At 37.2% G+C, this 25,676-nt stretch carries 27 protein-coding genes and 2 pseudogenes; 12 read left to right on the top strand and 17 right to left on the bottom strand.

The genetic code is table 11. From position 1 onward, the window contains the following. Window positions 1–95: 95 nt before the first annotated feature. From atpH to AA650_RS23495, 7 genes are all read right to left on the bottom strand, one after another. Complete coding sequence (gene atpH, locus AA650_RS23465) at window positions 96–650, bottom strand: ATP synthase F1 subunit delta (protein ID WP_053540872.1); 555 nt, start codon at window positions 648–650, stop codon at window positions 96–98. Next, window positions 647–1,213: a F0F1 ATP synthase subunit B gene (locus AA650_RS23470; RefSeq protein WP_053540873.1), complete on the bottom strand. Its 567-nt coding sequence runs from the start codon at window positions 1,211–1,213 to the stop codon at window positions 647–649. Before AA650_RS23470 ends, atpH begins: the two co-directional genes overlap by 4 nt. 153 nt (window positions 1,214–1,366) lie before the next feature. Beyond that, the gene (locus tag AA650_RS23475) at window positions 1,367–1,798 is read right to left on the bottom strand and encodes a F0F1 ATP synthase subunit B' (protein ID WP_053540874.1); all 432 of its coding nucleotides are present in this window, start codon (window positions 1,796–1,798) and stop codon (window positions 1,367–1,369) included. Between the two features lie 375 nt (window positions 1,799–2,173). After that, window positions 2,174–2,419: an ATP synthase F0 subunit C gene (gene atpE / locus AA650_RS23480; RefSeq protein WP_013192016.1), complete on the bottom strand. Its 246-nt coding sequence runs from the start codon at window positions 2,417–2,419 to the stop codon at window positions 2,174–2,176. Between the two features lie 145 nt (window positions 2,420–2,564). Next, complete coding sequence (atpB, locus tag AA650_RS23485; protein WP_027403078.1) at window positions 2,565–3,320, bottom strand: F0F1 ATP synthase subunit A; 756 nt, start codon at window positions 3,318–3,320, stop codon at window positions 2,565–2,567. A 97-nt stretch (window positions 3,321–3,417) separates the two neighbouring features. Beyond that, window positions 3,418–3,903 carry an ATP synthase subunit I gene (locus AA650_RS23490; protein WP_172891155.1) on the bottom strand — a complete coding sequence of 162 codons (486 nt, stop codon included), beginning with the start codon at window positions 3,901–3,903 and terminating at the stop codon, window positions 3,418–3,420. 125 nt (window positions 3,904–4,028) lie between these two features. Then, the gene (locus AA650_RS23495; protein ID WP_053540875.1) at window positions 4,029–5,210 is read right to left on the bottom strand and encodes a class I SAM-dependent methyltransferase; all 1,182 of its coding nucleotides are present in this window, start codon (window positions 5,208–5,210) and stop codon (window positions 4,029–4,031) included. 154 nt (window positions 5,211–5,364) lie between these two features. On the opposite strand from AA650_RS23495, the gene AA650_RS23500 reads away from it, so the two are divergent. The 9 genes and pseudogenes from AA650_RS23500 to AA650_RS23535 all read left to right on the top strand — a co-directional run bounded on the left by AA650_RS23500 (window position 5,365) and on the right by AA650_RS23535 (window position 12,983). Then, window positions 5,365–5,679: a hypothetical protein gene (locus AA650_RS23500; RefSeq protein ID WP_053540876.1), complete on the top strand. Its 315-nt coding sequence runs from the start codon at window positions 5,365–5,367 to the stop codon at window positions 5,677–5,679. Window positions 5,680–5,755: 76 nt separating this feature from the next. Next, a complete protein-coding gene (locus AA650_RS23505) occupies window positions 5,756–6,334 on the top strand; it encodes a transposase (RefSeq protein ID WP_199924331.1) in 579 nt (192 codons plus the stop codon). A gap of 76 nt (window positions 6,335–6,410) precedes the next feature. Continuing rightward, window positions 6,411–7,430 carry a transposase gene (locus AA650_RS23510; protein WP_053537527.1) on the top strand — a complete coding sequence of 340 codons (1,020 nt, stop codon included), beginning with the start codon at window positions 6,411–6,413 and terminating at the stop codon, window positions 7,428–7,430. A gap of 73 nt (window positions 7,431–7,503) precedes the next feature. Further along, a pseudogene (locus tag AA650_RS23515) lies at window positions 7,504–7,959 on the top strand (transposase); the annotation flags it as partial. Between the two features lie 226 nt (window positions 7,960–8,185). After that, window positions 8,186–8,782, top strand: coding sequence for a hypothetical protein (locus tag AA650_RS23520; protein WP_199924333.1), 597 nt, complete (start codon window positions 8,186–8,188; stop codon window positions 8,780–8,782). 156 nt (window positions 8,783–8,938) lie between these two features. After that, window positions 8,939–10,528, top strand: coding sequence for a hypothetical protein (locus tag AA650_RS23525; protein WP_053540877.1), 1,590 nt, complete (start codon window positions 8,939–8,941; stop codon window positions 10,526–10,528). Further along, entirely contained in the window at window positions 10,525–11,076 is a 552-nt protein-coding gene (locus AA650_RS28400; protein WP_051155249.1) for a hypothetical protein, read from the top strand. The genes AA650_RS23525 and AA650_RS28400 overlap by 4 nt, the downstream gene beginning before the upstream one ends. 115 nt (window positions 11,077–11,191) lie before the next feature. After that, window positions 11,192–11,381: pseudogene (locus AA650_RS28910) on the top strand (hypothetical protein). 126 nt (window positions 11,382–11,507) lie between these two features. Further along, window positions 11,508–12,983: an ABC transporter permease subunit gene (locus AA650_RS23535; protein ID WP_053540878.1), complete on the top strand. Its 1,476-nt coding sequence runs from the start codon at window positions 11,508–11,510 to the stop codon at window positions 12,981–12,983. Between the two features lie 300 nt (window positions 12,984–13,283). On the opposite strand, the gene AA650_RS23540 is transcribed toward AA650_RS23535, so the two are convergent. After that, a complete protein-coding gene (locus tag AA650_RS23540; protein ID WP_039199637.1) occupies window positions 13,284–13,859 on the bottom strand; it encodes a thermonuclease family protein in 576 nt (191 codons plus the stop codon). A gap of 74 nt (window positions 13,860–13,933) precedes the next feature. Here AA650_RS23540 and AA650_RS23545 point away from each other — a divergent pair, with 74 nt between their 5' ends. Continuing rightward, on the top strand, window positions 13,934–14,149 hold the full coding sequence (locus AA650_RS23545; RefSeq protein ID WP_039199664.1) for a hypothetical protein: 216 nt from the start codon (window positions 13,934–13,936) through the stop codon (window positions 14,147–14,149). A gap of 97 nt (window positions 14,150–14,246) precedes the next feature. Here the strand turns inward: AA650_RS23545 and AA650_RS23550 are convergent, their stop codons facing one another. Then, on the bottom strand, window positions 14,247–15,065 hold the full coding sequence (locus tag AA650_RS23550) for a TrmH family RNA methyltransferase (protein WP_053540879.1): 819 nt from the start codon (window positions 15,063–15,065) through the stop codon (window positions 14,247–14,249). A gap of 239 nt (window positions 15,066–15,304) precedes the next feature. Here AA650_RS23550 and AA650_RS23555 point away from each other — a divergent pair, with 239 nt between their 5' ends. Together AA650_RS23555 and AA650_RS23560 are read left to right on the top strand one after the other, a co-directional pair. Then, complete coding sequence (locus AA650_RS23555; RefSeq protein ID WP_053540880.1) at window positions 15,305–16,573, top strand: 6-carboxytetrahydropterin synthase; 1,269 nt, start codon at window positions 15,305–15,307, stop codon at window positions 16,571–16,573. 100 nt (window positions 16,574–16,673) lie between these two features. Continuing rightward, window positions 16,674–18,053 carry a hypothetical protein gene (locus tag AA650_RS23560; RefSeq protein ID WP_053540881.1) on the top strand — a complete coding sequence of 460 codons (1,380 nt, stop codon included), beginning with the start codon at window positions 16,674–16,676 and terminating at the stop codon, window positions 18,051–18,053. A 145-nt stretch (window positions 18,054–18,198) separates the two neighbouring features. Here the strand turns inward: AA650_RS23560 and AA650_RS23565 are convergent, their stop codons facing one another. The 8 genes from AA650_RS23565 to AA650_RS23600 all read right to left on the bottom strand — a co-directional run bounded on the left by AA650_RS23565 (window position 18,199) and on the right by AA650_RS23600 (window position 25,203). After that, a complete protein-coding gene (locus AA650_RS23565; protein WP_199924334.1) occupies window positions 18,199–18,552 on the bottom strand; it encodes a type II toxin-antitoxin system VapC family toxin in 354 nt (117 codons plus the stop codon). A gap of 4 nt (window positions 18,553–18,556) precedes the next feature. Further along, entirely contained in the window at window positions 18,557–18,784 is a 228-nt protein-coding gene (locus AA650_RS23570) for a hypothetical protein (RefSeq protein ID WP_053540883.1), read from the bottom strand. Window positions 18,785–18,920: 136 nt separating this feature from the next. Beyond that, complete coding sequence (locus AA650_RS23575; protein WP_053540884.1) at window positions 18,921–19,151, bottom strand: type II toxin-antitoxin system VapB family antitoxin; 231 nt, start codon at window positions 19,149–19,151, stop codon at window positions 18,921–18,923. A gap of 32 nt (window positions 19,152–19,183) precedes the next feature. After that, window positions 19,184–20,161 carry a PrsW family intramembrane metalloprotease gene (locus AA650_RS23580; RefSeq protein WP_053540885.1) on the bottom strand — a complete coding sequence of 326 codons (978 nt, stop codon included), beginning with the start codon at window positions 20,159–20,161 and terminating at the stop codon, window positions 19,184–19,186. Then, window positions 20,154–21,074 carry a class I SAM-dependent methyltransferase gene (locus AA650_RS23585; protein WP_053540886.1) on the bottom strand — a complete coding sequence of 307 codons (921 nt, stop codon included), beginning with the start codon at window positions 21,072–21,074 and terminating at the stop codon, window positions 20,154–20,156. The genes AA650_RS23580 and AA650_RS23585 overlap by 8 nt, the downstream gene beginning before the upstream one ends. 111 nt (window positions 21,075–21,185) lie before the next feature. Continuing rightward, window positions 21,186–21,869 (bottom strand): Crp/Fnr family transcriptional regulator, encoded by a 684-nt coding sequence (locus tag AA650_RS23590; protein ID WP_053540887.1) that lies wholly within the window; start codon window positions 21,867–21,869, stop codon window positions 21,186–21,188. A 130-nt stretch (window positions 21,870–21,999) separates the two neighbouring features. Further along, the gene (gene iscB, locus AA650_RS23595) at window positions 22,000–23,295 is read right to left on the bottom strand and encodes an RNA-guided endonuclease IscB (RefSeq protein WP_053540888.1); all 1,296 of its coding nucleotides are present in this window, start codon (window positions 23,293–23,295) and stop codon (window positions 22,000–22,002) included. 774 nt (window positions 23,296–24,069) lie between these two features. Then, window positions 24,070–25,203: a HetZ-related protein 2 gene (locus tag AA650_RS23600; RefSeq protein ID WP_053540889.1), complete on the bottom strand. Its 1,134-nt coding sequence runs from the start codon at window positions 25,201–25,203 to the stop codon at window positions 24,070–24,072. Window positions 25,204–25,676: the final 473 nt, after the last annotated feature.

A 25,676-nucleotide genomic window follows, 5' to 3' on the forward strand; every position in this document is an offset into this window, starting at 1 on the left:
GTTGTCAGTTGTTAGTTGTTAGTTGTCCGTTGTCAGTTGTCAGTTGTTTTTTATGAGCTATTGACCAATGACTATTGACATTTATTCAGAACTTTCTAGTTACTGCTTAAACGTAGGGAAAGACGACGTAGTTGACCACGCAAACTAGCGTCAATTACTTGAGAACCAACTTTGATAATTACACCACCAATTAAATCGCTGTCTATTTTGGTGGCTAATTCCACTTGACGAGCTTTGGTCAGAGTAATTACCTTTTCTGTAATTGCTTGCTGTTGGGTTTCTGTGAGGGGAACCGCAGAAGTAATTTCAGCCAATACAGTTTGATTTAGCTGGCGTAATAACGCCAAATACTGCTGTAAAATCGGTTCTAAAAAAGCAATCCGTCTTCTGTCAACTAACAGCAGTAAAAAGTTACGGAGGCAGGGGTTTACACCTTCGCCAAGTAATTGTCTGAGGACATTTTTCTTGTTTTCTGGCTTCACAAAGGGATTGCTCAAAAAGCCTGTGAGTTCTTGACTCCCTGTTAATAAGCTCAAGAAAGTCCGTGCATCTCCCCCAACTTCTTCTGTTAAGTTTTGAGATTGAGCAATGGATAACAATGCCTGTGCATAAGGCTGAGATATTTCAGCGGTAGCTGCATCACTTTTCATATCTCGCCTCCCAGTTGTGCGATGCTACGATCAATTAAAATTTGTTGAGCATCTGCGCTAATACCACCCTTGAGTTGTCCTTCTACTTTTTGTAGTGCTTGCTGCACTACTTTTTGTCGAAGTTGGGAGATAGCTTTCTCTAGTTCTGCATTCAAATCAGATGCTGCGGTTTCTTTTAACCGGGCTACATCTAAATTTGCTTTAGCTAAAATAGCCTCTTTAGCAGCCTGAGCATTTTGTTCAGCTACTTGAGTGATTCTCTGTGCCTCTTGCTGTGCTTGGGTTAACTGTCCTTGGGCTTTAGCCAAAGAAGTTTGTGCTTCCCGCAAGCGTCCTTCTGCATCTTGAATAACGCTTTCAATACCGGAGCGTCTTTCAGTCAAGATATTAGTTAAAACTTTGCGTCCAAAGTAGAATAGTATGCCAATCAGAATTACTAAGTTAATTAGATTGGTTTCCAGGATGTCTAGGTTTAGACCAAAACCGCCTTCTGCTGCGCCTTCTGCCATTTCAGAGTGAACAGCTTCTGCGGCAAGTAATAAAATATTGCCCATGTTACCCATCTACAAGTGCGCTGCTCGCTTGGTAATTCGTTAATTTTTCCCGACAGGGAAAAAAGTGCCAATTTTTTGGACACTTAAATTTCGCCACATTTTTGGGCATACACCCTAATGTGTTTATGCTTTCGTAGCACCAATTTGGTCATATAGTCGGAACTACTTCGCCAAAGCTGGTCCTAATAGTTTTTCTAGAATCTGGTTGCTGAGGGCATCAACTTGTCCTTCTAGGGTAGCCATAGCTGCTTGCTTTTGCTGCTCTATTTCCTGAGCAGCTTGTTCGCGTTGGGCTTGGGCTTCCTGTTGGGCTTCGGCTATTTTTTGTGCCGTAATTTTCTTAGCTTCATTCTGGGCAGCTTCTATAGTCAATTGAGACTGCTTACGCGCAGATGACAGTTGCTGCTCATACTCTTTTGCTAAGGTTTCAGCTTTAGCCAAGCGCTCACGAGCATCAAGGATATTGGTACGGACATAGTTATCCCGGTCATCCAATACCTTAGTCATAGGCTTGTAGAAAATTGCATTCAACAAAGCTGCCAACAACAGGAATTGCAATGCCATCAATGGCAAGGTAGCATCGAAATCAAACATTTCTCTCCTCTTTGGCTGGAATACTAATTTTCTTGGCTAGTGATATGATCTAGCCTTTGATAATTTTACGAATCCCGTTCTGACTAATTATCAATAAGTTGCTAGTTTATAGAGGCGTGTAGATATCCAGCTTTTCGCTATCTGTCACCGGGAATTTTAGATTTTAGATTTTAGATTTTAGATTCAAAAAATTTGGTATAATCCCCGTCCTTCAAGACGGAAAAATACTCGCTGCGCTGCGTACGCTTCGCTAACGTCAATCCCAAATCTTCAATCTCTACACTTGTTTGGTGGAGTCAATCCAAAATCGTCAATCCAAAATCCAAAATCTAGTGACATCTTTCACGTCTCTACACTAACAAAACTTTTTCGGTCTTAGGCAAAAGGGTTAGCGAATAGCAATACCAAGGCAATTACCAAACCGTAAATTGTCAAGGATTCCATGAAGGCTAAGGTTAAAAGTAGTGTGCCGCGAATTTTGCCTTCTGCTTCGGGCTGACGGGCAATACCTTCTACTGCTTGACCTGCTGCATTACCTTGACCAATACCAGGTCCAATTGCAGCTAAACCGATAGCGAGAGCAGCAGCTAGAACTGAGGCAGCTTGTACTAATGGATCCATGACGATTTTCCTTGCTTTAACTACAAAAATTACAAATGTACGTAACAACTAGATGTGTGTTTTCACACTGCACTAGGTTTTCAAATCGCTGTGGCGATGTTTTGAGCAAGTTTGCTCGTCTAAACTGGGCTATCAACTGAGGGCGTTAATGCTCCTCATGTCCTTCTTCGCCGTGTCCCTCTAAAGCCTCATGAATATACGCTCCGGCTAGGGTCGCAAATACTAGGGCTTGAATAGCACTAGTAAACAAACCCAAAGCCATTACTGGCAAAGGCACAAAGAGAGGCACGAGCAATACCAATACCGCCACTACCAATTCATCCGCCAATATATTTCCAAATAAACGGAAGCTTAGGGAGAGGGGCTTGGTAAAATCTTCGAGAATGGCAATTGGCAATAGAATCGGTGTTGGCTCGATATATTTTTTAAAGTAGCCTAAACCTCGTTTGCTAAATCCAGCGTAAAAATACGCCAAGGAGGTTAGCAATGCCAATGCGACTGTTGTATTTATGTCGTTGGTAGGTGCTGCTAGTTCACCAGAAGGCAAGTGGATTAGCTTCCAGGGAATTAATGCTCCTGACCAATTTGATACGAAGATAAACAAGAATAGCGTACCAATAAATGGTACCCAGGGGCGATACTCTTTCTCTCCGAGTTGGTTTTTAGCTAGATCCCGAATAAATTCTAGGGCATATTCCATCAAATTTTGGATGCCACGAGGAATTTTTTGGACGTTTCTGGTGGCAGCTAGTGATGCTATTACTAGGATAGCAATCACAAACCATGAGGTGAGAAATACTTGCCCATGTATTTTGAGACTGCCCAGTTGCCACAAGAAGTGATGACCTACTTCTAATTCGGCGAGGGGAAAAGCGTTAAAAGCGTTTAATACACTAAGCATGGGCGTTCTTCAAGGGTTTTCCCCAAAAATCGAGGATTGGAGGATTGTCTGTAGTCTGTAGAGGTTTATGTTTAGCACTGCTAGACCCCTACACCCTTTAAGCTTCAGGAATGAATGCAGTTTGCACCATATAGATGAGGAGGGTAGCTTTGTAGGTGAGAAATCCCAAGAATATAGGCAGAATATGTAGCTGATGCCATTGACTCGCCAATATAATCGGTATCATGATCAGAGCAAAACGATTTTTACTCAAACTTTGTTTTTCACCACCAAGTCTCTCGACATCGTTAGCCAGCATTTTTAAGTAAACCACACCTGTACACGCCCCAATCAAATAATTTAGGGCTATGTTTAAGGAATAAAAAATCCACACAGAGATAAAAATAATCCCCGTCAACACAAGTGTGATTACCAGCAACTTCTGATAGAGTTGATAGAACTCTTGCATGGAAGAGCTTACTGGTTCTGTTTGAGCAAAACCAGATTTCTCATCTTGTTGTGTTGTCTGAGTCGGTGCAATTGATTCTTCTGACAAGCTCACGAGACTTGAAACCAGTACAGCTAATATGAGATGACTGCACATTCAGTCAGTTGAATCATATCACGATCCGGTAACACTACTTTAGAAAAAAACAATTAACTTATTTTTTGTCAGTTGTTATTGGTCAGTTGTCAGTGGCAAGATAATCGCCTAGTTACTGATTTTTTTCATGAAGCGGGGGTTAGTAAGAGTAGTTGTTGTTTGAGGAGGTTTCTTACTCCGTCTAAGTCTAGCTTGACTTGGGCTAAAATTTCAGCCACTGTGGCATTATTACCACATTTTTGCATAAACTCAAATTCGGCTGTTGATAAATTAACAATTTGGTAATCATAGTTAAATAAACATTGACTGGGAAACCCATCTATGCAAGGGTTAAGTTCGGGGATTGCAGTTAATAAAGTCTTATCTGCTGACCAGTCGGTTTTGGGTAGGGGGGGACGACTGAGGAAAAATTCGTAATGTGCTACTTCAGGATTCAGTAATTCTATCAACCGATAACGTTGACGTTCTGTGAGTTCGGCGGCTCTTTCAATTAGTTCTGGTGCTTTTTCTAGAAGCTTTTCTAGTTGCCAAAATCCGGGATTGGAAAAACCTACAAAGTCTAATTCGGAAGCATCTATGAATTTAAACAATGTATCAATATTGTAGTCTGTTTCCTGGGGATGGACGTACATATCAGCAAAGCATTCATCCCGCTGGTTTTCCATTGACCATCTTTCTTTTTCACGCTTGACAATGCGGTTATTTTCTGGTAGAGAAGCAAAGATTTTTCTTCCGACTTGAACGCCATCACGATAGTCACCGCGTTTGTTACCTTGAAGAAGAGCGATCGCCTTTTGCATGAGTTGTATTTCCCATCTTCCCAGTTCTCCATACACAAAAATGTGCATTATTCCACCTGGAGTGAGTTTTTTCGCTAATGCTTGGATACCACGAATGGGATCTGGTAGATGATGAAGCACCCCAACACAATTTATTAAATCAAATTGTCCTGGAATTTGTTCCACATCATAGATGCTTAGGTGATGAAATTCCAGACGGTCAGCACCGGAACTTTGACAGCGTTTTTTTGCTACTTCTAATGTACCAGCACTTAAATCTATTCCCACTACCTGCGCTTGCGGGTTGAGATGTACTAAATATTCTGTGCCGACTCCTGAACCACAACCAGCATCTAAAATGCGGATATCTTGCCTTTGCGGTTTTCTACCTGTGCAGAAGCTATAAGCAGCTAACCAATTCCAACGCCAATTATATCCTGGTGGTGGTTCGTCGAGGATAGGTTCGGGGGGGAAAGGGTAGGTATCGTAGAGTTTCGCAACAGCAGCACTTACTTGGGAGTCGGACATATTCAGGATTAACGCAGCATCTTTGAGTTTACCGGATAGGGGGTGATGAGAGTAAAAAAGTTTTACAGCTTACATATAGCTAGTTGACATACCAAGTATTAATGTATAATGTTTGCATTGAGTTTTAATAGTTGCTTATCAGGTGTCCGCAATCATGAATCAACCCATTCAAAAAATTATCTTCGGTAGCCCTGGAACTGGCAAAAGTTACAGAATTGTTACCGAGATTATCCCTAATGATTTAGATATAGGTAAAGAAAATCCAGAAAACATCATTAAGACAGTTTTTCATCCAGAATATACTTATGGGGATTTCATGGGTAAGTTAGTGCCAATTACCAAGTCTGGTAAAGTAGAGTACAACTATTATGAAGGACATTTTCTAAAAGCCCTATCTCAAGCTTATAAAAATATAAAAGATGCCTACGATAAAGAAGGTAAACAAATCAACCAACCCCAGAAGTGTTGAATGTTAGGAAAAGATTAAAAAAAAGTACCATAATTTGATACAATCTAAAAAAATCTAGATAAAGAATTATCAAATTATGCGCTTAAAGAATTTCCCAGAAGTGGTCAAAACAATATTGAAACCATTGCCCAAAAAAGATTATCCAGTTCTGGACACATTTTCATTTGTATCAGTGTGGTTACAGTATGTCATGGATAAAAGTATAGTGAGTATGAGAGATTTATTTCAAAGACTAAATAATCAAGGGATAGATTTAAAAATATCAAATTTTTCCAAGGCAAGTAAAAAGAGAGATACTCAAGTATTTTTGGAGATAATAACTGAATTAAACAATCAACTGAGAAAGAAAAAAGGAAAGGAAGAAACCCAAGCATTATTTCCTATAGATTCAACAATTATTACATTAACAAGTAAATTATTATGGAGTCAAGGATATCATCAAGTAAAACTATTTTGTGGGTTAGATAGTTTGACATCAGAAGTTGGTGGAATGGTGATTCATTTTGGGCAAGGACATGACCATAAATATGGACAAGAAACAGTAGAAGCAATTCCGTCAAAAGGAGTAGGGATAATGGATAGAGGATTTGCATCCTCCGAAAGAATATCTGAATTAAAACAACAAAAAAATAAAGCTTTTGTCCAGAAGTGTTGAATGTTAGGAAAAGATTAAAAAAAAGTACCATAATTTGATACAATCTAAAAAAATCTAGATAAAGAATTATCAAATTATGCGCTTAAAGAATTTCCCAGAAGTGGTCAAAACAATATTGAAACCATTGCCCAAAAAAGATTATCCAGTTCTGGACACATTTTCATTTGTATCAGTGTGGTTACAGTATGTCATGGATAAAAGTATAGTGAGTATGAGAGATTTATTTCAAAGACTAAATAATCAAGGGATAGATTTAAAAATATCAAATTTTTCCAAGGCAAGTAAAAAGAGAGATACTCAAGTATTTTTGGAGATAATAACTGAATTAAACAATCAACTGAGAAAGAAAAAAGGAAAGGAAGAAACCCAAGCATTATTTCCTATAGATTCAACAATTATTACATTAACAAGTAAATTATTATGGAGTCAAGGATATCATCAAGTAAAACTATTTTGTGGGTTAGATAGTTTGACATCAGAAGTTGGTGGAATGGTGATTCATTTTGGGCAAGGACATGACCATAAATATGGACAAGAAACAGTAGAAGCAATTCCGTCAAAAGGAGTAGGGATAATGGATAGAGGATTTGCATCCTCCGAAAGAATATCTGAATTAAAACAACAAAAAAATAAAGCTTTTGTCTTAAGAATTAAAAATAATGTCACTTTAGAAATGCTAGAAAATGGTAATTGTAAAGTTGGCAAAGATGAAAGAGAAGTGGAAATTAGAGTAGTAGCATTTTGTGATATAGAAACTAAGAGTGAATTTCGTTTAGCAACAAACTTATTAAATGAAGGAGAAGAGCAAGTTAGTAATCAAGAGATTATGGAAATTTACATACAAAGATGGCAAATTGAATTGTTATGGAAATTCTTAAAAATGCACCTCAAGTTAGACAGACTTATGACAAAGAATGAGAATGGAATTAGAATTCAGATAATGTGCTGTTTAATCGCTTATTTGATATTGCAACTAATAGAAATACCGCAAGAATTTGGCAAAACTTTATTAGATAAACTCCGTTATCTTCAGTCCTATATGTGTCAGGAAATAAGTTATGTTCATTGGTTTAGAAAACTTATTTGGATAAGATGAAAAATAGCACTTATAGGCTAAGTTTATTTCAATATGTAAAGTTTTATTACGCTATTCAACATTTCTGGCTTTTGTCTTAAGAATTAAAAATAATGTCACTTTAGAAATGCTAGAAAATGGTAATTGTAAAGTTGGCAAAGATGAAAGAGAAGTGGAAATTAGAGTAGTAGCATTTTGTGATATAGAAACTAAGAGTGAATTTCGTTTAGCAACAAACTTATTAAATGAAGGAGAAGAGCAAGTTAGTAATCAAGAGATTATGGAAATTTACATACAAAGATGGCAAATTGAATTGTTATGGAAATTCTTAAAAATGCACCTCAAGTTAGACAGACTTATGACAAAGAATGAGAATGGAATTAGAATTCAGATAATGTGCTGTTTAATCGCTTATTTGATATTGCAACTAATAGAAATACCGCAAGAATTTGGCAAAACTTTATTAGATAAACTCCGTTATCTTCAGTCCTATATGTGTCAGGAAATAAGTTATGTTCATTGGTTTAGAAAACTTATTTGGATAAGATGAAAAATAGCACTTATAGGCTAAGTTTATTTCAATATGTAAAGTTTTATTACGCTATTCAACATTTCTGAACCAACCCAAAAATGTTGCTCTTGTTATTGATGAAATAAATCGGGGTAATTCTTCCGCGATATTTGGTACTGTTTTTCAACTTTTAGATAGAGATAAAGATGGTTGGTCAAGTTATGGAATTAATATAACTACTATCGAATTTTTCAAGCTATTAGAATTGGTAGGAACTAAATTTGGTTATGATGAAAGAGGAAATATCAATAGTTATAAGCTACAACCTTATGAAGAAGTAGCTAAATTAGAAACATTACAAAAGAAAATTGAATTTTTAAATTTTGATTTGGTAAACAGAAGCATTAAAATTCCACCTAATCTTTCTATTCTGGCGACTATGAACACTTCTGATAATTCGATTTATTTCATGGACAGTGCCTTTAAGCGTCGTTGGGATTGGGAGTTTGTAAACTGGGATCATAGCAAGCCTCTTAAGGCTACCTATGGAAAAGATGGAGTTTTAAACGAACAAGAATGGAGAAATCTTATTACAAAACTTAACACCTTCATCAAAAAATACCATGACTCAATTAGGGGAATTGAAGACAAACAAATTGGGTATTACTTCATCAAAGATTCAGTTACTGCTGAACAAATACAGAATAAACTAATGTTTTTCTTATGGGACAGCGTTTTTAATCGTGATAAAAAGCCACTATTAGAACTTCTAAAAGTAAAAAAAGATGACCTGGTAACTTTTGGAGATTTCACTAAACTACATAATACTTTTGTTAAAAATATAATCAATTTCAAGAACTAACTGCACTATTCGTATATACAGCGGTTTCCGCTCTTATGAGGTACAAAGTTGAATCATGAAACTCTTGTAGTGCGGGCATCTTGCCCGCTAGATATGTACCTCATAACACCGGGAAGTGCTGTAAAGTGGAAATATTAGCCTACATTTTTAATTTCTATGTTTGATTTTTCCAGTTTTAATCTAGTTAAAGGTTCTAAGGATTTTTTTATTGGTATTCGTAAATCTAAAGTTGGAGATAATTTCGAGTTTTGTCTGCCAAATGGCTTTGAGAATTTTCCAGAGGATGACTTCAACGCAGTACGAGATTTATTTTTTAAGATGTATCGCACCTTTCGCAAGTTTGAACGCGATAATTTAGACTCCAACCGATTCAACATAAATCAACCTGACTTTCAGCGAGAACAGGATCAGACGACTATTTCATCTGGTGGAGTCAAGATACAAACAGAGGAAGGAGATATTTGTGTACTCTACAGTAAGATTAAAATGATTGAGCGAGTTCTAGAAGCTTACGATGACTTAGCAATCAACTCCATCCAAAAGAAAGTTAGACGTAGTGAAGATATCGACTATTCTCAACTTCATAAATATCTAGATCGTGCTATCTATTTAAAAGATGATCTAAATATAAATAATGATGTAATTTATGTTGAGATGATGGATCTACCTTGTTTGACGATACGCTATCAAAGCACCGATATTGTAAATCTGTATTGTTATATTCTCGATGAGATTGTTGAGCAGTTAAATGGTGATGTACCAGATAATATTAAAGCCCGAAGTCAAGAAATTCATTTTCTTGCTCAAGGCTTCAAGGAGGATTATTTAACTAGTAACCAGTCTATTTTTGACCAGGATACTTTTGAGGAGACTATTAATGTTCTTAAAGAATCACTAGATAATATAGATAAGAATACCTATTACAAAGATACTGATTATTGGGGAATTTATGAAGCTATTGAAACATTCCTTTACGGTGATCTAAATCCTGAGAAAGGTGATGGTGAATTTTGGGGAATATATGGGTTTTCTCTAATTTGGGAGGATATGTGTCATAGCTATTTCTTTAAGAAACACCGCAACGAAATTTGCTATGCGGACACAGATATACCTCTGAAAGATTATGATAACCCACAAAGAGAAGAGGAAGATAAACATCGAGTTGGAAACCGCAAAGCTAATGGTGGATCTGCACGTTGGAATCAATGGGTTTACTGCACAAATTCCAATATTTCTAAATCTTCAGGAAAAGTAGCCGAAAAATTTCAATGGGATGAACTGTTTTGCATTGAATTTGATTTAAATGATGGAACATTAGTTTACCAACAACCCAAGTATAATAAGTTTGAAAAACGAAATAGAAGTCAAGCATTACGTCGTTTTATCCGTCCTGATTTAATTATAGAATCGAATACTAAAAAAATTGACAATAATGTTATAGAGGGTAATTTCATCAAAATAATTGATTATAAAGATGTACCATTAAAGTTTTATAAAAATAAAAAACTAGCTCCAAAATCAGCGAACAAATATCATTTAGATATCATCAAGCAACTTACATACGAATATGCTCTCCAGCAAACACACGAGGTTTCTGCAAGTGAGTTTTTTATTCCTTATTACTATAATGTAGAACCATCTAATCCATTAGGTGAATTGGAACAAAAACTAAACCTAAATGGTATAGTAATTTTTAGGGCAAATTTCTCTTTAATACAAAATATTTATTTAGAAGATAATCTATGAATTTTGAGTCAGATATAATTGGAATCCGATCTACAGATACAGCCTTTGAGAGTCTTTATATTCCTTTTATATCTTTTGCTAACCAGAAGCAAAAGAAGGCTGTAGAAAATTACATAATTTGGCAAGCGGATAAATTTTTCAAGAAAATCGAAAAAATCAATCCTGCTGTTATTAATAGAACTCAATTACCGTATTCAAAACTTATTACAGAAAAAGATTTTCAAGATTCCAAAAGAATTGAAATAAACTATTTTTATAAAAACTTCTTTCATGACTTAGAACGAGATTCTGATGGTAAATTAAAATTAAAAATAAAATGGAGTATCACTTTTGATGAAGAATGCACTCCAATTAAGTTGGTAAGTTTTCGGAAAGATTATCGTGGTTATGATCCTAAGCCTAACGATTTTTCCGATAAAGACGTGCAAGGCCGTCCACATCGAAAATACGGTACTATAGAAATTAATGGAGAACCAGTATTTTACTATATTTATTTCACAATTCAGGAAATATTAGATGTGGTAAAAGAAATACCTCACTTATACTGAATATATTAACTTGGCAATATACTTTTCATAATTTACTGGCAATTTTAATATAAAATTGCTTGATGCAAACAGCAGAACCAGTTACCAATTTTGAAAATGCTTTAACTTATCCCGCATTTACACAACTCATTGCTCTTTGAACTCCTTAAGAGAACGCGATTGGGAAGCTTTAACTTTTAACTTCACTATTTGATAGAGACGATAGCGATGAAATTGAAGACGAGATTAAAAGCAAATTGGTTTGGTTAGTACCCGAACCCTGTTGGGAGGATAATCCTTTTGAGTTCTTGCGTGAATTTTTATAAAAATTCAAAACAGAGAAGATACATATCTTAACTTTCTTCATTCTCTTTTAGTTCATATAATCTATGACTTTGTTGTAGTCTTGTGAATGAACTACTCTAAGTGCAGATGATGCGACCGAGGGGGAGATGGTAAGATTTGATTTTAGTCGGTTGTGTGTGCTTATTGTCTTAATTTGTGGTTTATTGGCTGGTTGTAGTGGAAATTATCGCGGAAATTACATTCTCCGAGTAGCTACTGAACCAGCATTTCCGCCTTTTGAGTTTCAAAGTAAAGGTGGAGAGTTAGCAGGGTTTTCAATTGATTTAATGAGAGCAATAGCGACTGCTGCTAATTTTCGGGTAGAATTTCAGAGTATACCTTTTGATGGCATTATTCCCGCACTGCAAGCTAAAACTATAGATGGGGCGATTAGTTCCATTACTATTACCCCAGAGAGGGCGAAGACAGTGGCTTTTTCTCGTCCCTATTTTAAAGCAGGTTTGGCCATAGCTATTCGTGCAGATAATCAAAATATTACAGGCTTTGACAGTCTCCAAAATAAAAAAATTGCTGTTCAAATTGGCACAACCGGCGCAGAAAAGGCTAAAAGTGTGATTGGGGCGGAAGTTCGCAGTTTTGACTCTGCACCATTAGCCCTCCAAGAATTACAAAATGGCAATGTAGATGCAGTTATTAATGATGCACCTGTAACTTTATATGCTATTAATACAGGTAATTTGCAAGGAATCAAAGTTATAGAACAATTACTAACTGAGGAATTTTATGGAATTGCAACTGCTAAAAATTCTCCTTATTTATCTTTAATTAATCAAGGTTTAACAAAGGTATTACAAAACGGTAACTATGAGCAAATTTACCAAAAATGGTTTAAATCTACACCGCCAATATTACCAGAAACATTACCATTCATAAAAAACAACACAACTAGATTAAATTCTTTTATTGTATTTTGGCAATCTTTGCCAACTTTATTAACGGGTGTATTGGTAACATTACAATTAGCATTTATATCAGGTTTATGTGGTTTAACTAGCGGTTCTCTAATTGGGATAATTCGGCTTTCTCATATTAAACCTTTGCGGTTTTTAGCCAGGGCTTATATAGATTTTTTCCGAGGAACGCCGTTATTGGTACAGATATTTATGATTTACTTTGGCTTACCAGCAATTTCTCAAGAGATGGGTTTTACTTTGACTTTAAATCGTCTTGCGGCTGGAGTAATTGCGTTAAGTTTAAATAGTGCAGCTTATATTGCGGAAATTGTGCGTGGAGGAATTCAATCTATTGAAATTGGACAATCAGAAGCAGCCAAATCACTCGGTTTAAATTCTGTGCAAACTATGACTTATGTGATTTTTCCTCAAGCATTACGCCGCATGATACCACCTTTAGGTAATGAGTTTATTAGTTTATTGAAAGATACTAGTTTAGTTGCTGTAATTGGGTTTGAGGAATTATTTAGAAAAGGACAATTAATTGTTTCAGAAAATTATCGCGCTTTTGAAGTTTATGCGGCTGTGGCTGTAATTTATTTGTGTTTAACTCTGATTTCTTCCCAACTTTTTAGCCGATTAGAAATATGGATGAATCCAAGTAAGTAGCTTGGCGTTAAAAATTCTCACTATAGCAAGGCAATAGTAAAGAAGTTTTCAGCGATTTTACCAGCAATTCTCATTTTAAGGTTTCATGACATTTAAACCCTTAAATTCATAGGGTTTTACAATTCTTAACAAATCCGGGGATAGCGAAGCGCTGCTGCAAGCAGTTCGCCGAAATGGCGCAAACTCGTTTCAAAATGAGAATTGCTGCGATTTTACGTTTCTTTACACAGTTTGGTTTTATTGTATTAACCTACTTATACACTTGAGGGTAGAGTCAATCCAAAATCGAGTGACATTCCACTAATCTCTAATTTGTCTTTTTATTTTCCGATAATCCCAAGGGTCAACAAATTTTTTATCACTCCAAACCCCAATTTTTTGCTGTTGCGCTTGTGCTTCGGCTTGTTGTACTATGTCCTTGCTCGGACATTTACTTAAATAAGAACGATATACTTTAGCCAATCCTTCTCTTAGCAAAACTTGCTGTAAAAAAGTGCCATCTTTTAAACGCACCTCTGCAATTTTTCTGCCATAGCTATCGCTGTCTGTGATATTTAACTGTACACGATTATCTGTTTGCTTGATCAGTTCCTCTATCCGTATTTTTGCTTTCATCCCCCAAACAAACTGACTTACATCTTTAGTAATTTTACTCTTTTTTTCTTTCTGAGAATGGGGTATTTCTGGAGCATCAATACAAGCAAACCGCACTGTGAACTTTTGACCATCAGCATTTTTCAACACTAATGTGTCACCATCACTGACTCTCTCAACCAGATTACCTTGAGGGGCAAACAAGTTATCGCACGCCATTAAACTCAAGGCAATGGTAGCTGTACCCAGCCAAATTAACCCTTGTTTTACAAATTTATTCATCTTCATACAGAAGGTTGGATTAGTCACTGCAACTCATCATTACATACATCAATCATGATTCTCTTATGAAGATTATGAAGCCTATTAAAGACTCTCAAAGCAATTCTGTTGATCAAGATATTGAGGAATTCCTCAATCAGTTAGAAGATATTGTTCTAAATCATTCCATATCAGATACAAGTAATTCTACAAACCAAGAAAGCAGTGAGAATACTCATACTTTTGATCTAGCCGCTTGGGAAGATGCAATTGCTGATATTGAACAGTATTTAGAGCAAAAAAACAAATAGGAATCAGGACTCAGGAGGAAGAAATAATATTAAATCTGGAAAAGTAACCGATAAATGAACGGTTTCAAAGCTGATTTCTTACACCTAATTCACCTTTTCAACCCGAAAACTCTTGATTTACTAAGGTTTTCGGCTTATCCAGCATTTTCTGCCTTTGAGCTTCATATAACATTAAAGCAGCAGTGATCCCTACATTCAAAGATTCTACTCCAGGACTGAGGGGAATTTTCACCTGGATATCCGCTAATGCGGCTAAATCCGCTGATAATCCTGCCCCTTCGTTACCCAATAATATTAAACTAGGTTTACGCCAATCTACTTGCCAATAGGTTGAATCGGCATTAGGTAAGGTAGCTATTACTTGCATTCCTGCTTGCTGACTTTGCCGAACTGTGGTTTTCAAATCTGCACTTACAGCCATGTTTAAGCGAAACCATTGTCCAGCAGAAGCTCGTAAAACCTTGGGATTATCTAAATCTACACTATCTTCACTTAACCACAAACCTGATGCACCTGCGGCTGCGGCTGTGCGAATCATAGTTCCTAAGTTACCAGGATCTTGGACAGTTTCTAAGGCCAGAACTAAGCCAGTGAAAGGAATTTGTCTTGGTTGTGCCTCTCGTTGAGCGATAGCTACTATACCATCAGGATTGACAGTTGTAGCCATTGCTGCTAGAACTTCTGGACTGACAATTTCCACCCGATAGCACTGACTACAAATCACTTCCCATAGTTGGTAATGTGTATCATGCCATTGCGAAGTACAACATACCGCATCTAAGGGATAGGAAACCGCACAAGCTTCCTCCAGCAAATGCGTTCCTTCCAATAAAAATAGTTGTTGCTTATTTCTCTCCTTTGTGGAGTGCAACTTGCGGATTTGTTTAACTAAAGAATTTTGTAAACTTGTGATCACAATCTTAGATTTTAAATTTCGGATTTGAGATTAATCCAAAATTGATATGCGGAACCCCGGACTTGAACCCGTTCGTTAATCTCAACCTCTGATTATAGCGTTACTTGTATTTACTCAACTGCCAAGTATTTTCGGAAAATTGAGCAACCGGAAAATTCAGCGATCGCTAGGTAACAAATTGGTTTATGCTGTAAATAGTCAAAGTTTAAGAAATATTAAATTCTCTTCCCAGTATACTCATGCAATGTATTGTTAATCGCCGCGATCAGTTTTCAGCAGTTGGTCGGTATTGGTTCCCCGAACTGAGTGAAATCGAGAATTTAGAAAAATTTGGTGCTTACTCGAAATTTCCTGGACATGGACATAACTATGTCTTGTTCATCTCTATGATTGGGGAATTAGATGAGTATGGGATGGTACTAAATCTGTCCGATGTGAAGCACGTCATCAAAGAGGAAGTTACCGGTCAACTAGATTTTTCCTATCTCAATGATGTGTGGACAGAATTTCAACAAACTCTCCCCACGACGGAAAATATGGCGCGAGTGATTTGGGAACGGTTAGCACCCCATTTACCTTTGGTGCGCGTCCAGTTATTTGAACATCCTCAACTTTGGGCAGATTATCAGGGAGAGGGAAAACAAGCTAATTTAACTATCAGAACTCATTTTAGTGCTGCTCACCGCCTAGCGCCCAACCTCAGTGCTGATAAATATGGTAGATGTACTCAGACTCACGGACATAATTATCATCTAGAGATGACTGTGGCAGGGGAAATAGACTCCCGTACGGGCATGATTGTGGATGTAGCTGCTTTAAATCGAGTGGTGGAAGATTATGTGGTGAAAATATTTGATCACTCTTGTGTAAATGAGGATATTCCTTATTTTGCCGATATTGTCCCCACGACAGAGAATATTTCCCGTTACATTCATGGTCTTTTAGAATCGCCCATTGATGGATTAGGGGTGAAGCTATCCAACGTTAAACTGTTTGAAAGTCATCAACTGTGGGCAAATTATTCGGGTCAGGATATGGAGGGGTATTTGAGTATTAGCACTCATTTTAGCTCTGCTCATAGATTGGCACACCCTGATTTAAGTTTGGCCAAAAACACGGAAATTTATGGTAAATGCGCCCGTGTAAATGGACATGGACATAATTATCAATTGGAAGTAACTATAAAAGGGGAAATTGACTCCTCTACGGGGATGGTTATTGATTTAGGGGCTTTAAATCAGATAATTACAGATTACGTGATTGAGCCATTTGATCATACTTTCTTAAATAAGGATGTTGCTTTCTTTAATCAAGTTGTGCCGACTGCGGAAAATATTGCTCTTTATATTAGTAATACTTTGCGATCGCCTATTCAAGAGTTAGGTGCAACTCTTTACAAAGTTAAACTGGTGGAAAGTCCCAATAACGCTTGCGAAATCTATGCGGCTGATTCTGAATCAATATCTGTTAATGCAGCAGTAAGTCAACCAGTATTGGCAATAGTTTAAACCTATCCAGATCCCCGACTTCTCAAAGAAGTCGGGGATCTATATTCCTAACTCTTAAATATTTTCCAAAACAAACCTAGTAATAACCTTTTTTACCACTATGGATTTATTTACCCCCATTGTCCCTAAAGAGAAGCAACATAATCACTTTCTCTATATGACCGAACCAGGATTTTGTGAACCAGAGATTGAGGTTATTAAAAGTTGGGCTAATGGATTTATAGATCGCAATGGACAACTGGTACAAGAATTCCAAACAAAGTTTAATTCTGCATTTTGGGAGCTATATTTATTTGCCTGTTTAAAAGAACTCGGATGTACCGTAGATACTTCACATGAAACTCCTGATTTTCTAGTAAGTTCATCCTATGGTGATTTCATTGCCGAAGCAGCAATAACAAGCCATCCTGAAGGATTTAGACCAGAATGGGAAAAAGATCATGAACTGTTAGAAAAAACAAAACATAAAGAAATACTAAGATTATCTGCAATTAGGCTTGAATTCTCTATAGATAAAAAGTCTAGAAAATATCGTACAAATTATTCTAAGCTTCCTCATGTTAAAAATAAACCATTTGTAATATGCGTTGCTCCCTTTGAACAACCCTTCTTTTTCTTGCAAGATTCTCTAGCAATTGTCAGAGTTCTTTACGGATATGAAGAAGTTCTTTCAAGAAGAGATACAGATGGAAATTTGACTATCATTGGAGATTCTTATAACTATAGAGTTCAAAAGAAACCAGGTTTTAATGTAAATGTTGGATTATTTACTAATTCTAAATTAAAGCACGTAAGTGCAGTAATATTTAACAATAGAGCTACTTGGTGTAAGGTGCGTGCTTTAGCTAAGACTGATAAATATCCAGTAATATTTAGTGGCTCTAGAGCATTCCAATCAGATCAGCAAGTCGGACTGTATCAATTTGTAGAAGAAAGTCCAAATTATAAAGAAACAATTGCTGATGGCTTACATATACTTATAAACCCTTTCGCTGAAAATCCTCTGGATCTAAAAATTTTTGAAAATCGAGAAGTTGCCCTACATAATTATGATCCAAAAACAGGTAATTATCTATCTTATCTACCTAATAATTTCTTGCTTCAAAGAAGTTGTACCACTATTACTTCCGCAGATCATTTGCAAGAATTCAAAAAATCGTTAAAAGAACAAAACTACAAAGAACTAGAGCCTGAAATTTGGGAAGAAGATGATTTAATAGAGTTTGGTGGACAAATAGGACATATCCATAATAATCACATGGCACATTATAAAGGTTGGAGTGTCATAGTGTCTCTTGACTCAATTGATCAAGATTGGAGTTCTATAACAATTCAAAAGCTTTGTTATAGCATTTCAGAATTTCAGTTCGAGAATAGTAAAGGCAGTTATAATTCCATTCTTTTAGGAGAATTCTTCTCAACTAAAGAGGAAGCTTATATTGCTATGAAAAAGAAAATAGATGAATTTAAAACTACATAGTGCATAATCAATGTCTACACCGACTTGTCACATCACCCATATTAATAACCTAACCTTTATACTAACCAGTAAAGGTTAAATAGTTCTAACTAAGTCTGCGCCCATCGCATCTCAGCCACAGGAAAAAAGTTGTGACAGAATGCTGTCAGTCATCTAATTTAAGCTTATTTGCTAATTTTTTATCTAACGTCACTAACTCAAGTCCATGATGCTTGGTAGTTGCAGCAATAATAGAATCAGGCAATTTTGTTTTGTGAGTATATCTAAAGCTGATAGTCTCATTTTCAATTGCTGGTGTGATCGTTAAATATGTCATACGACTTAATAAAAATACAACAGATTCTTTTTCTGTTGGTGTTATAGACGGAAAACTCAATAACTCCATACGAGTTATTGCACTATAAGCACATTCACCAATTTGAATTTGCTTGTCTTTTAATATCTCCAACACTATTGAATCGCGTTGCAGCAGACCAATCACTATATTTGTATCTAACAAATACTTAATCCCATTCATCGCGTAATGCTCTTTGTAACTTTAATGGATCTTGATTTTTAAAAGTTGGAAATTCAGGCAAATCATTAAGTAGATCAACTAATAATTGAGATGATTGTTTTTGTCGCTCCTCTAACAACATTTTTTCGACTGCTTTCTGTACTAATAGCTGCATATCAGGCATTTCCAAAAGTTGATTACCCAACTCATCAGGTAACTCGATTTTAACTTGCATAAAATCCTCCTTTTCTTCCTATGTTATACTACTTAAAAATAGCTGTTCCATTGGTTGCTGATTAAACCATTGACTAACTTGGGGTTGGGAGCTTTTTTAACAAACTCAGACATTACACAGGTATCAATTAGATAGGTCATAGTTCAAAATTTCTGCCTGTGTCTTGATCACGTTCAAACAATGAGGCGATATCATCTTCGGCAAATCCCTCATCTATAAAACGTAATCGCTCAAATAAAGGCAGTTCCTTTTTTTGTTGCTGCAAGTAGTTGGATAATATGTTGATGACTGCTTCCTGTGCATTTTCATAGTGACTGACTGCGATAATTTCATTAATTAATTCATCATCTATTGTGATCATGGTCATTGTTTTATTCTCCGTTCTTTTCATAATGCTAATTATCGGTTAAACAAATACCGACGACCGGCTAAACTGCGTAAATAGCGATAAATTAACCAAGCTAAAAGTCCTAACCCAAAATTGAATAATAGTTCTTGGACTATAAACCAGAAAATTTTCGGATCAAACCAAAGTTCCCACCGCAAAGGACTAATTTTTCTGGAGAGAATCAATAATCCAAATAGAGAATTTCCGCCTAGTGATAGGATTGACAATACTAAACATCTTTGCCAAGTGCGGACTGAGGATGTACGTCCAGAAATTAACTCTAAAGGATGTTTTTTCTGGAGTTTTCGCAGTAGTTGTTCTAACCGCCAAAACATCCATAATAGTACAGGAAATAAACAATAAATGAGTAAATTTGTGGGTCGTGAAAACCTCACAGAAATAGATAAAATATTGACTAAAGCATGAAAGAAAACAGAATTTAACCAAGCAATAAAAATTAAATGCCGATGGCGATTAAACCTTTTACTGGCAGAAATGTATATTGCTAAAGCATATCCCCAAGGAGCAGAAAACATGGCATGGACTGGTGTACCAATGCTACGGTCGAGAATGGAAGATGTGCCGTGATATAAATAAATCCAGGTTTCTTCCGCTGTGAAACCTAAAGCTACGGCTATGGTAAACAAAAAAACTGTGGTAGCTCGGAGATGATACTGACGTTGTAGATAGGAAATGGGCAGAATAACTGCTACTAATTTACAACCTTCTTCAATGGGAGCGATCGCTAATATTTGCCGGAATACCACCCCAGAAAAATGACGCTGGATCTGTTGCCAGTCTAAAACCCGGTTAGCCACATTTTCCATAGCCCATTCTAAGCCCAGAGCAGCAAAACCAGAGATAGCGCCAATAATGAACAAAACCCATAAATTTAACCAAGGTGGGGCAGCAGGAGTTCTGCGGTAATAAAACCACAAAAATAGCAGGGGGGGGATAACTGCCCACAACACTAAATATAAATTAGCCACTCACCTGAGAAATGATAGTACGGTGACGAAGACTATTGCTAGTAATAGTAGGAGGTTGGAAACCTGCCCCAATTAAGGCTTGTTCAATATCCAAACTGAAATATTCATCTAAATAAGGTTCGGTACTTTTAAGCAACGTCAAAATATAAGTTGGCATTTTTTTGTAAATTTCCGATTTGGGATTCATGTCCATAATTGCTAGGTGTCCACCGGGACGCAAAATACGTCTAGCTTCAGCAAAAATCTGGTGAGTTGCTGATTGAGGTAATTCATGACACATCAAAAAAATCGAAGCTAAATCAAAGGAAGCATCTGCTATGCCTGTAGATTCTGCTTGACTATGTACCCAGTTAATTTGGGTTTGACGTTCTTGGCTACGATAGTTAGCCACAGCTAGGAAGTAAGGGGATAAGTCTAAACCGGTAATTTTGGCGTGGGGATAAACTGCCTGTAGGGCAAAGGTACTCATGCCGACGCTACACCCTAAGTCTATAAGATCTTGTGGCTGCTCAGAAATAGAATTTTTGAGGATATCGTGAAAGCTTTGGCGAAGTTTTGCGTCACCTTGATTTTCCGGTTTCTGCCAAATCCTAGAGTGGACAGCATGAGCCGCAGATTCTACTTCAAAAGCAGCTTGCCAACTGAGATTTCCGGTTTCATAGGCGTGGAATGAGGTGACGTAGTAATCTGGGTAGTTTAGCTGCGGATTTTGGACTTGCGCTAAATCGCTTCCCCAATCACGGGTTTGCAGTTTCTCTACTTCCTTTGTCCAAAATACACCAATTTTTTCAGCCCGTTTAATCATCATTTGTCTAGCTCGGTGTTTAGCAAGATTAGCTACGGGTTTAATGGCTAAGATGCTATTGACGAAACGGGATGCTAAATCAGGTTCGGTCTTGATGGTAGTAGTCATAAATCAATTTTCTCTGGAACACTCTTTTTAACTTATGACATATTGGCTGTATTTGAGTCTATATCTGGCTAAATTTAGTATTTTCTCAAGTATTTTTACTCTGCCGAAAGATTAGATCTTGCTGGCTAAAACCGCGAGTTGTGTATAGTTAATCAGATTAATGGTGTTGTTAGCAGTATCAATTTTAATCCATTCCTTTTCAGAGAGTTTTTCCATGATTTTGGTTGTTTCTTCCAAGGTGATTTCTGTCACCTCTGCCAAATCTTTCAGGGGAATGTTAAAAATTTTCTGGACTTGTTCTGATTCTTGACTATAACTATCGGTTAAACTTACTAAGGTATGGGCAAGTTTAACCGCAGATGGTGACAAGCGCATTTGTAGCCGCAGATTAATTTGACGAATTCTGCCTACCATCAGTTGCAGCATTCTATGATGTAAATGTGAGTCTTGAAACAGGATGTGAATAAAATTCTCTCTAGAAACACTTAGTAGTTTTACTTTGGAAAGGGAAACAACGTCCGTTGACCTGGGGAATTCATCTAAAACAGCCATTTCTCCAAAGAAATCACCTGGTCCTAAAATTGCTATGGTGAAGGATTCTTCTCCATGGGTGCGGCGAACTTTCACCCAACCGGAAACAATAAAGTAAACTGCATTACCCCAGGCATCTTCCATTAAAACAGCCCGTCCTGATGGGTAATCATGTTCAGTTGCTATATTCAGCAGCCATTCTCTGGTTTCTAGACTTGATGTACTTAGGAGTGGAAAAGTATCAATAATAATATCTTTTTTCATCTAAACCTCCAAGAGACCCCCACCAAAACTGTACTCAGTTTGGTGATGGGAGGAATGGAGGGTTAATTGTGAAATGTCCCTTGAGTAATTTTGTGCGCCAGCACAAACAATGAAAGGGACAGTTGAGCAATTAACAAATCTTTGATTTTCCATATTCGTAACCGTCCTTTTTGTGAATTGATTTACAGCATTTGTAAGAGATACCTTGAATCAGTCCAGATATTGTTGAGATATTGAAACTACCGCTAGTCCTCACCGCTACTCGTCCGATATATGCCCCAATCTTTTTACCTTTTGTGACAACAGCTTTCACAATGTCTCCGGTTTGAAAACCATTAACAAATTTGAACCGGGGGACATATCTAGAAGGAAAACCGTACTTGTCAGTTCGGCAAGATTGTCTGGTGCCGTGACCATTAGCTGTAATTAGCAATGGCTTAACGCCTTTGATATTGAGAATTGGAGTTGACTGACCAACACAAGCTGCATCAATCCAGTGCATTTTCTCTAAATTTTGCTGACTTCTATTGAACTTTGTTAACCCTCCTGAACCTGTTTCTACAGGTAATCCGGTTGCTTTGACAACGAATAGTAATGCCAGGCGAGTTGTGTTTACTGCTGCTGCATCAGCCAGTGGTCTTTTAGCTTGCTTCAAGATTTTTTCTAACTTTAAAGGGTCTTTTTTGAGGAAATCTTTGATGTCTTTCGTGCCTTTTTTAGTGTTACATTTTTCACAACTTAAAGTGAGATTTGTAATTGAATTACTACCACCCTTGGCTCGTGGATGAATATGCTCTACTTGAAAAGGAACGTCTTTCACTCCACAGTAGGCACATTGTCTACCCCACTTTTCTAGTAAGTATTCTCTGCTTTCGTAACCAGCTAAAGTTCCCTGTTGATATTCCTTACCTTGAATATCAGGATTAGCCATTAACTGCATATCAAACCTGACTAATTCTTGACTAATATCCTCAATTGGTGCGAGTTTACGCAATCTTTCAACCCAAGTTTTAATATTCTCAACCCGACTTTGTAAGCTCGGAGCTAACCATCTTTCTGGACGGGTTCTATTCAAGAACCTTGGTTGTCTGTAACGAGTTTTTCTGGCACGTCTAGAACGTCTTAATTGACTTCTAGAAGTTAAAGCATCTCTAATTGCAAAGCCTCTATGTTTTAATTCAGCAGCAAATACAACTTCGCCAGTTGAATCATTAATTAATGCCATTCCCGTGAATTTTGCACCAGGATCAATCTTTAGTCTTAGGGACGATACTGGGGAGTCAGGACAGGATTTTTTGAGAATAATTGTGAATGGAAACTGTCTAAATATTGCTGCTTTTTTGTTTCTCAATAACTGTCTAGCCTGTGCTGGATTAATTGGGTCTAGTGGTCTTTTTTTAGTGTCTAAAACAAATACTTTGGACATAATATTTTGCTCCGAAGAGCCTCCTTGCGGGTAATGTTAGCTTTGACAATGTTAGAGGTCGGTAACTATCTTAAAAGCACTGGTTTAACCCTTAAGCCTGTTTAACTTTGAAGTTCTAGAGCAGGGAACTAGCTACGCATCCCCTGGTAGGTCTTTAACTCTTACCTCTAACGTAGTTCGGTTAAGAACTGAGTCCAACTAGGCTTTTACAAGCCCTCACTTACCCGAAGGGAAGTGATGGGTGGTTGACGAATATATCTAAGGAAGGATTGTAACCCACATTCCGCACCCCCCAGTGTCACAATCGGTAATTTCGGATTTTTGAATACCTTTGATGATAATTTTGATACAAAATCGTCGAAATCTTAGGTGGCGATCGCCGATCTCAAATCCCCAAACGACCATTTTTCGTTGTGTGACAGTTTAGGGTGCGGAAGGTCGGTTGTAACTAGAGATCAGGGGGCAATGAATAGGAATTTTTTCATTACCAATTATCAATTATACCCAACACGGCTTAATTATTTGATTCTCCGGGTAGGGGTAAAGCAAGAGCTAAACCCCTACAAATCTAGGGTTTTCGTGATTTTACAAAAGTCCATGTCCCAACCGTTTTGAGTATACCTATAGGACTCCTATTTGATTTTTGATAGCCTGCGTGGCGTAGCCATACAAGACTCAGTAGGTATCAATTCTGTCTTTCCTGTTCCCAGTTAAGAGTTCCCTGTTCCCTGACCACACAAGTAAATTCACAGAATCAAACCGGATTCCTATATGTTAATTCTGAATTCTCAGAGTTTGGGCGGCAAGATAAATTTTTGTCCATTCACCTAGAACTTGATGATTTTTAAGTTGTAGTTGTTGGGCTATAGTTTCTATGGAGTTACCTGCTTTGCGGAGGTTGAGGATTTGTTGTCCTAGAGGGGTGATTTTTTCTGGAAGTTGTTGCCATTGGGTTTCTGTTAGCCCTAGATTATGTTCTTCTAGGGAAGTGGACAGCCAGTTATCAATCAGTTCTGGTTGACCTTTGATGGCAAAAACGCGGACGGCATGATAACTGAGTTTTTCCCGCAGACGATATACTTCTTTGATGGGTTTATGGAGTTGTTTGGCAATTTCTTCTTGGGATGTGCCTTGCAGATATAAGCGCAACCAATGTACTGCGTGTTGTCCAATATTTTCTAACAGGTATTGTTCAAATTTTTCCTGTACGAGTTGACGGTTGACTATTTGTTCTTCTAGGTGTTGGGTTTCTTGATATTGAGCGATCGCCTGATTATCAACTAAGTTCACTGGATTGTCGTTGTTTTCGGCGAGAATTTCCTCGGAAACAAGTTTCACTAATTCGCTGCTAGGTACTTGTGTTAAGCCTCCCCGCTGAATCCTTCGCAGGTAGTTAACAAAGCGGTATATTAGGATTGGTTGATTCCGAACTGGACGTAAACAATATTCTTCGATGCTGGCAAATAGTAATGTGTCCCGCAATCTTTTGTCCGTTGTTAATGCGGCAATGTGAGTCATTTGTTGTTGGATATATGAGTCACTTTGTATCAGGTCTTGGAGGACTTCTTGCAGGACATCAATAACGCTCCGTTGGCGATCGCGGCTGAGAGATATCCAAGTTTGAATTTTGTTTCTGACTGCCACTACACTACCCAATCGGCTAATCAGTTGACGATAAGCCTTCTCTCTGCCTATACCTAAATAACGTTTGTGCAGAATTCGCCACCGATATTCCATTGCTTGTTTAGCAATTTCTAGTTCTTTTGGGTTAAGTAAATTAAACCTTTCTAAATCTACTCCCAAAAGCCAGTTAAGAATACTTTCTCTAGTAGTCTGACTTTGTTCTGGACATTCTGTACTTAGTCGCTGTTGCCAATATTGAGCTAGATTTGCCCCATCTTTTGTCATAGCAATATTGCACTCCTCGAAATTAGATTTAGCGATTTAGTAGCAGGTAATAACTCCTATTTAATTCGTTCAATAGACTGCAATACCAAATTAAGTAGGTTAGCATTGAAAATTGTCGTTATGGGAAGGCAAGAGGCAAGAGGCAAGAGGCAATAGGCAAGGGGTAATAGGCAAGGGGTAAGGGACTTCCAATAAAAAAATACCCAAAAATTTCTTGTGGTGCGGGACGAAAAGCCCGCTAATTATCAGGGACGGGCAGGATGCCCATCCCACAAAATTGGATAATTTATTTTTTGGTGTTCCCTAAGAGGCAAAAGGTAAAAGGCAAAAGGCAAAAGGCAAAAGTGAAGAAGCTTTGGGCGATTTTACTTTTATTTACACACTTTGGTTTTATTGTGTTCACCTACTTATAGGCTTTTGAACGATTGAGAATGGTGGGCTTACTTACGCCGTATTCTGCTAGTTAGGGAAAG

This window comes from Anabaena sp. WA102 (genome assembly GCF_001277295.1).
GTDB lineage: Bacteria > Cyanobacteriota > Cyanobacteriia > Cyanobacteriales > Nostocaceae > Dolichospermum > Dolichospermum heterosporum.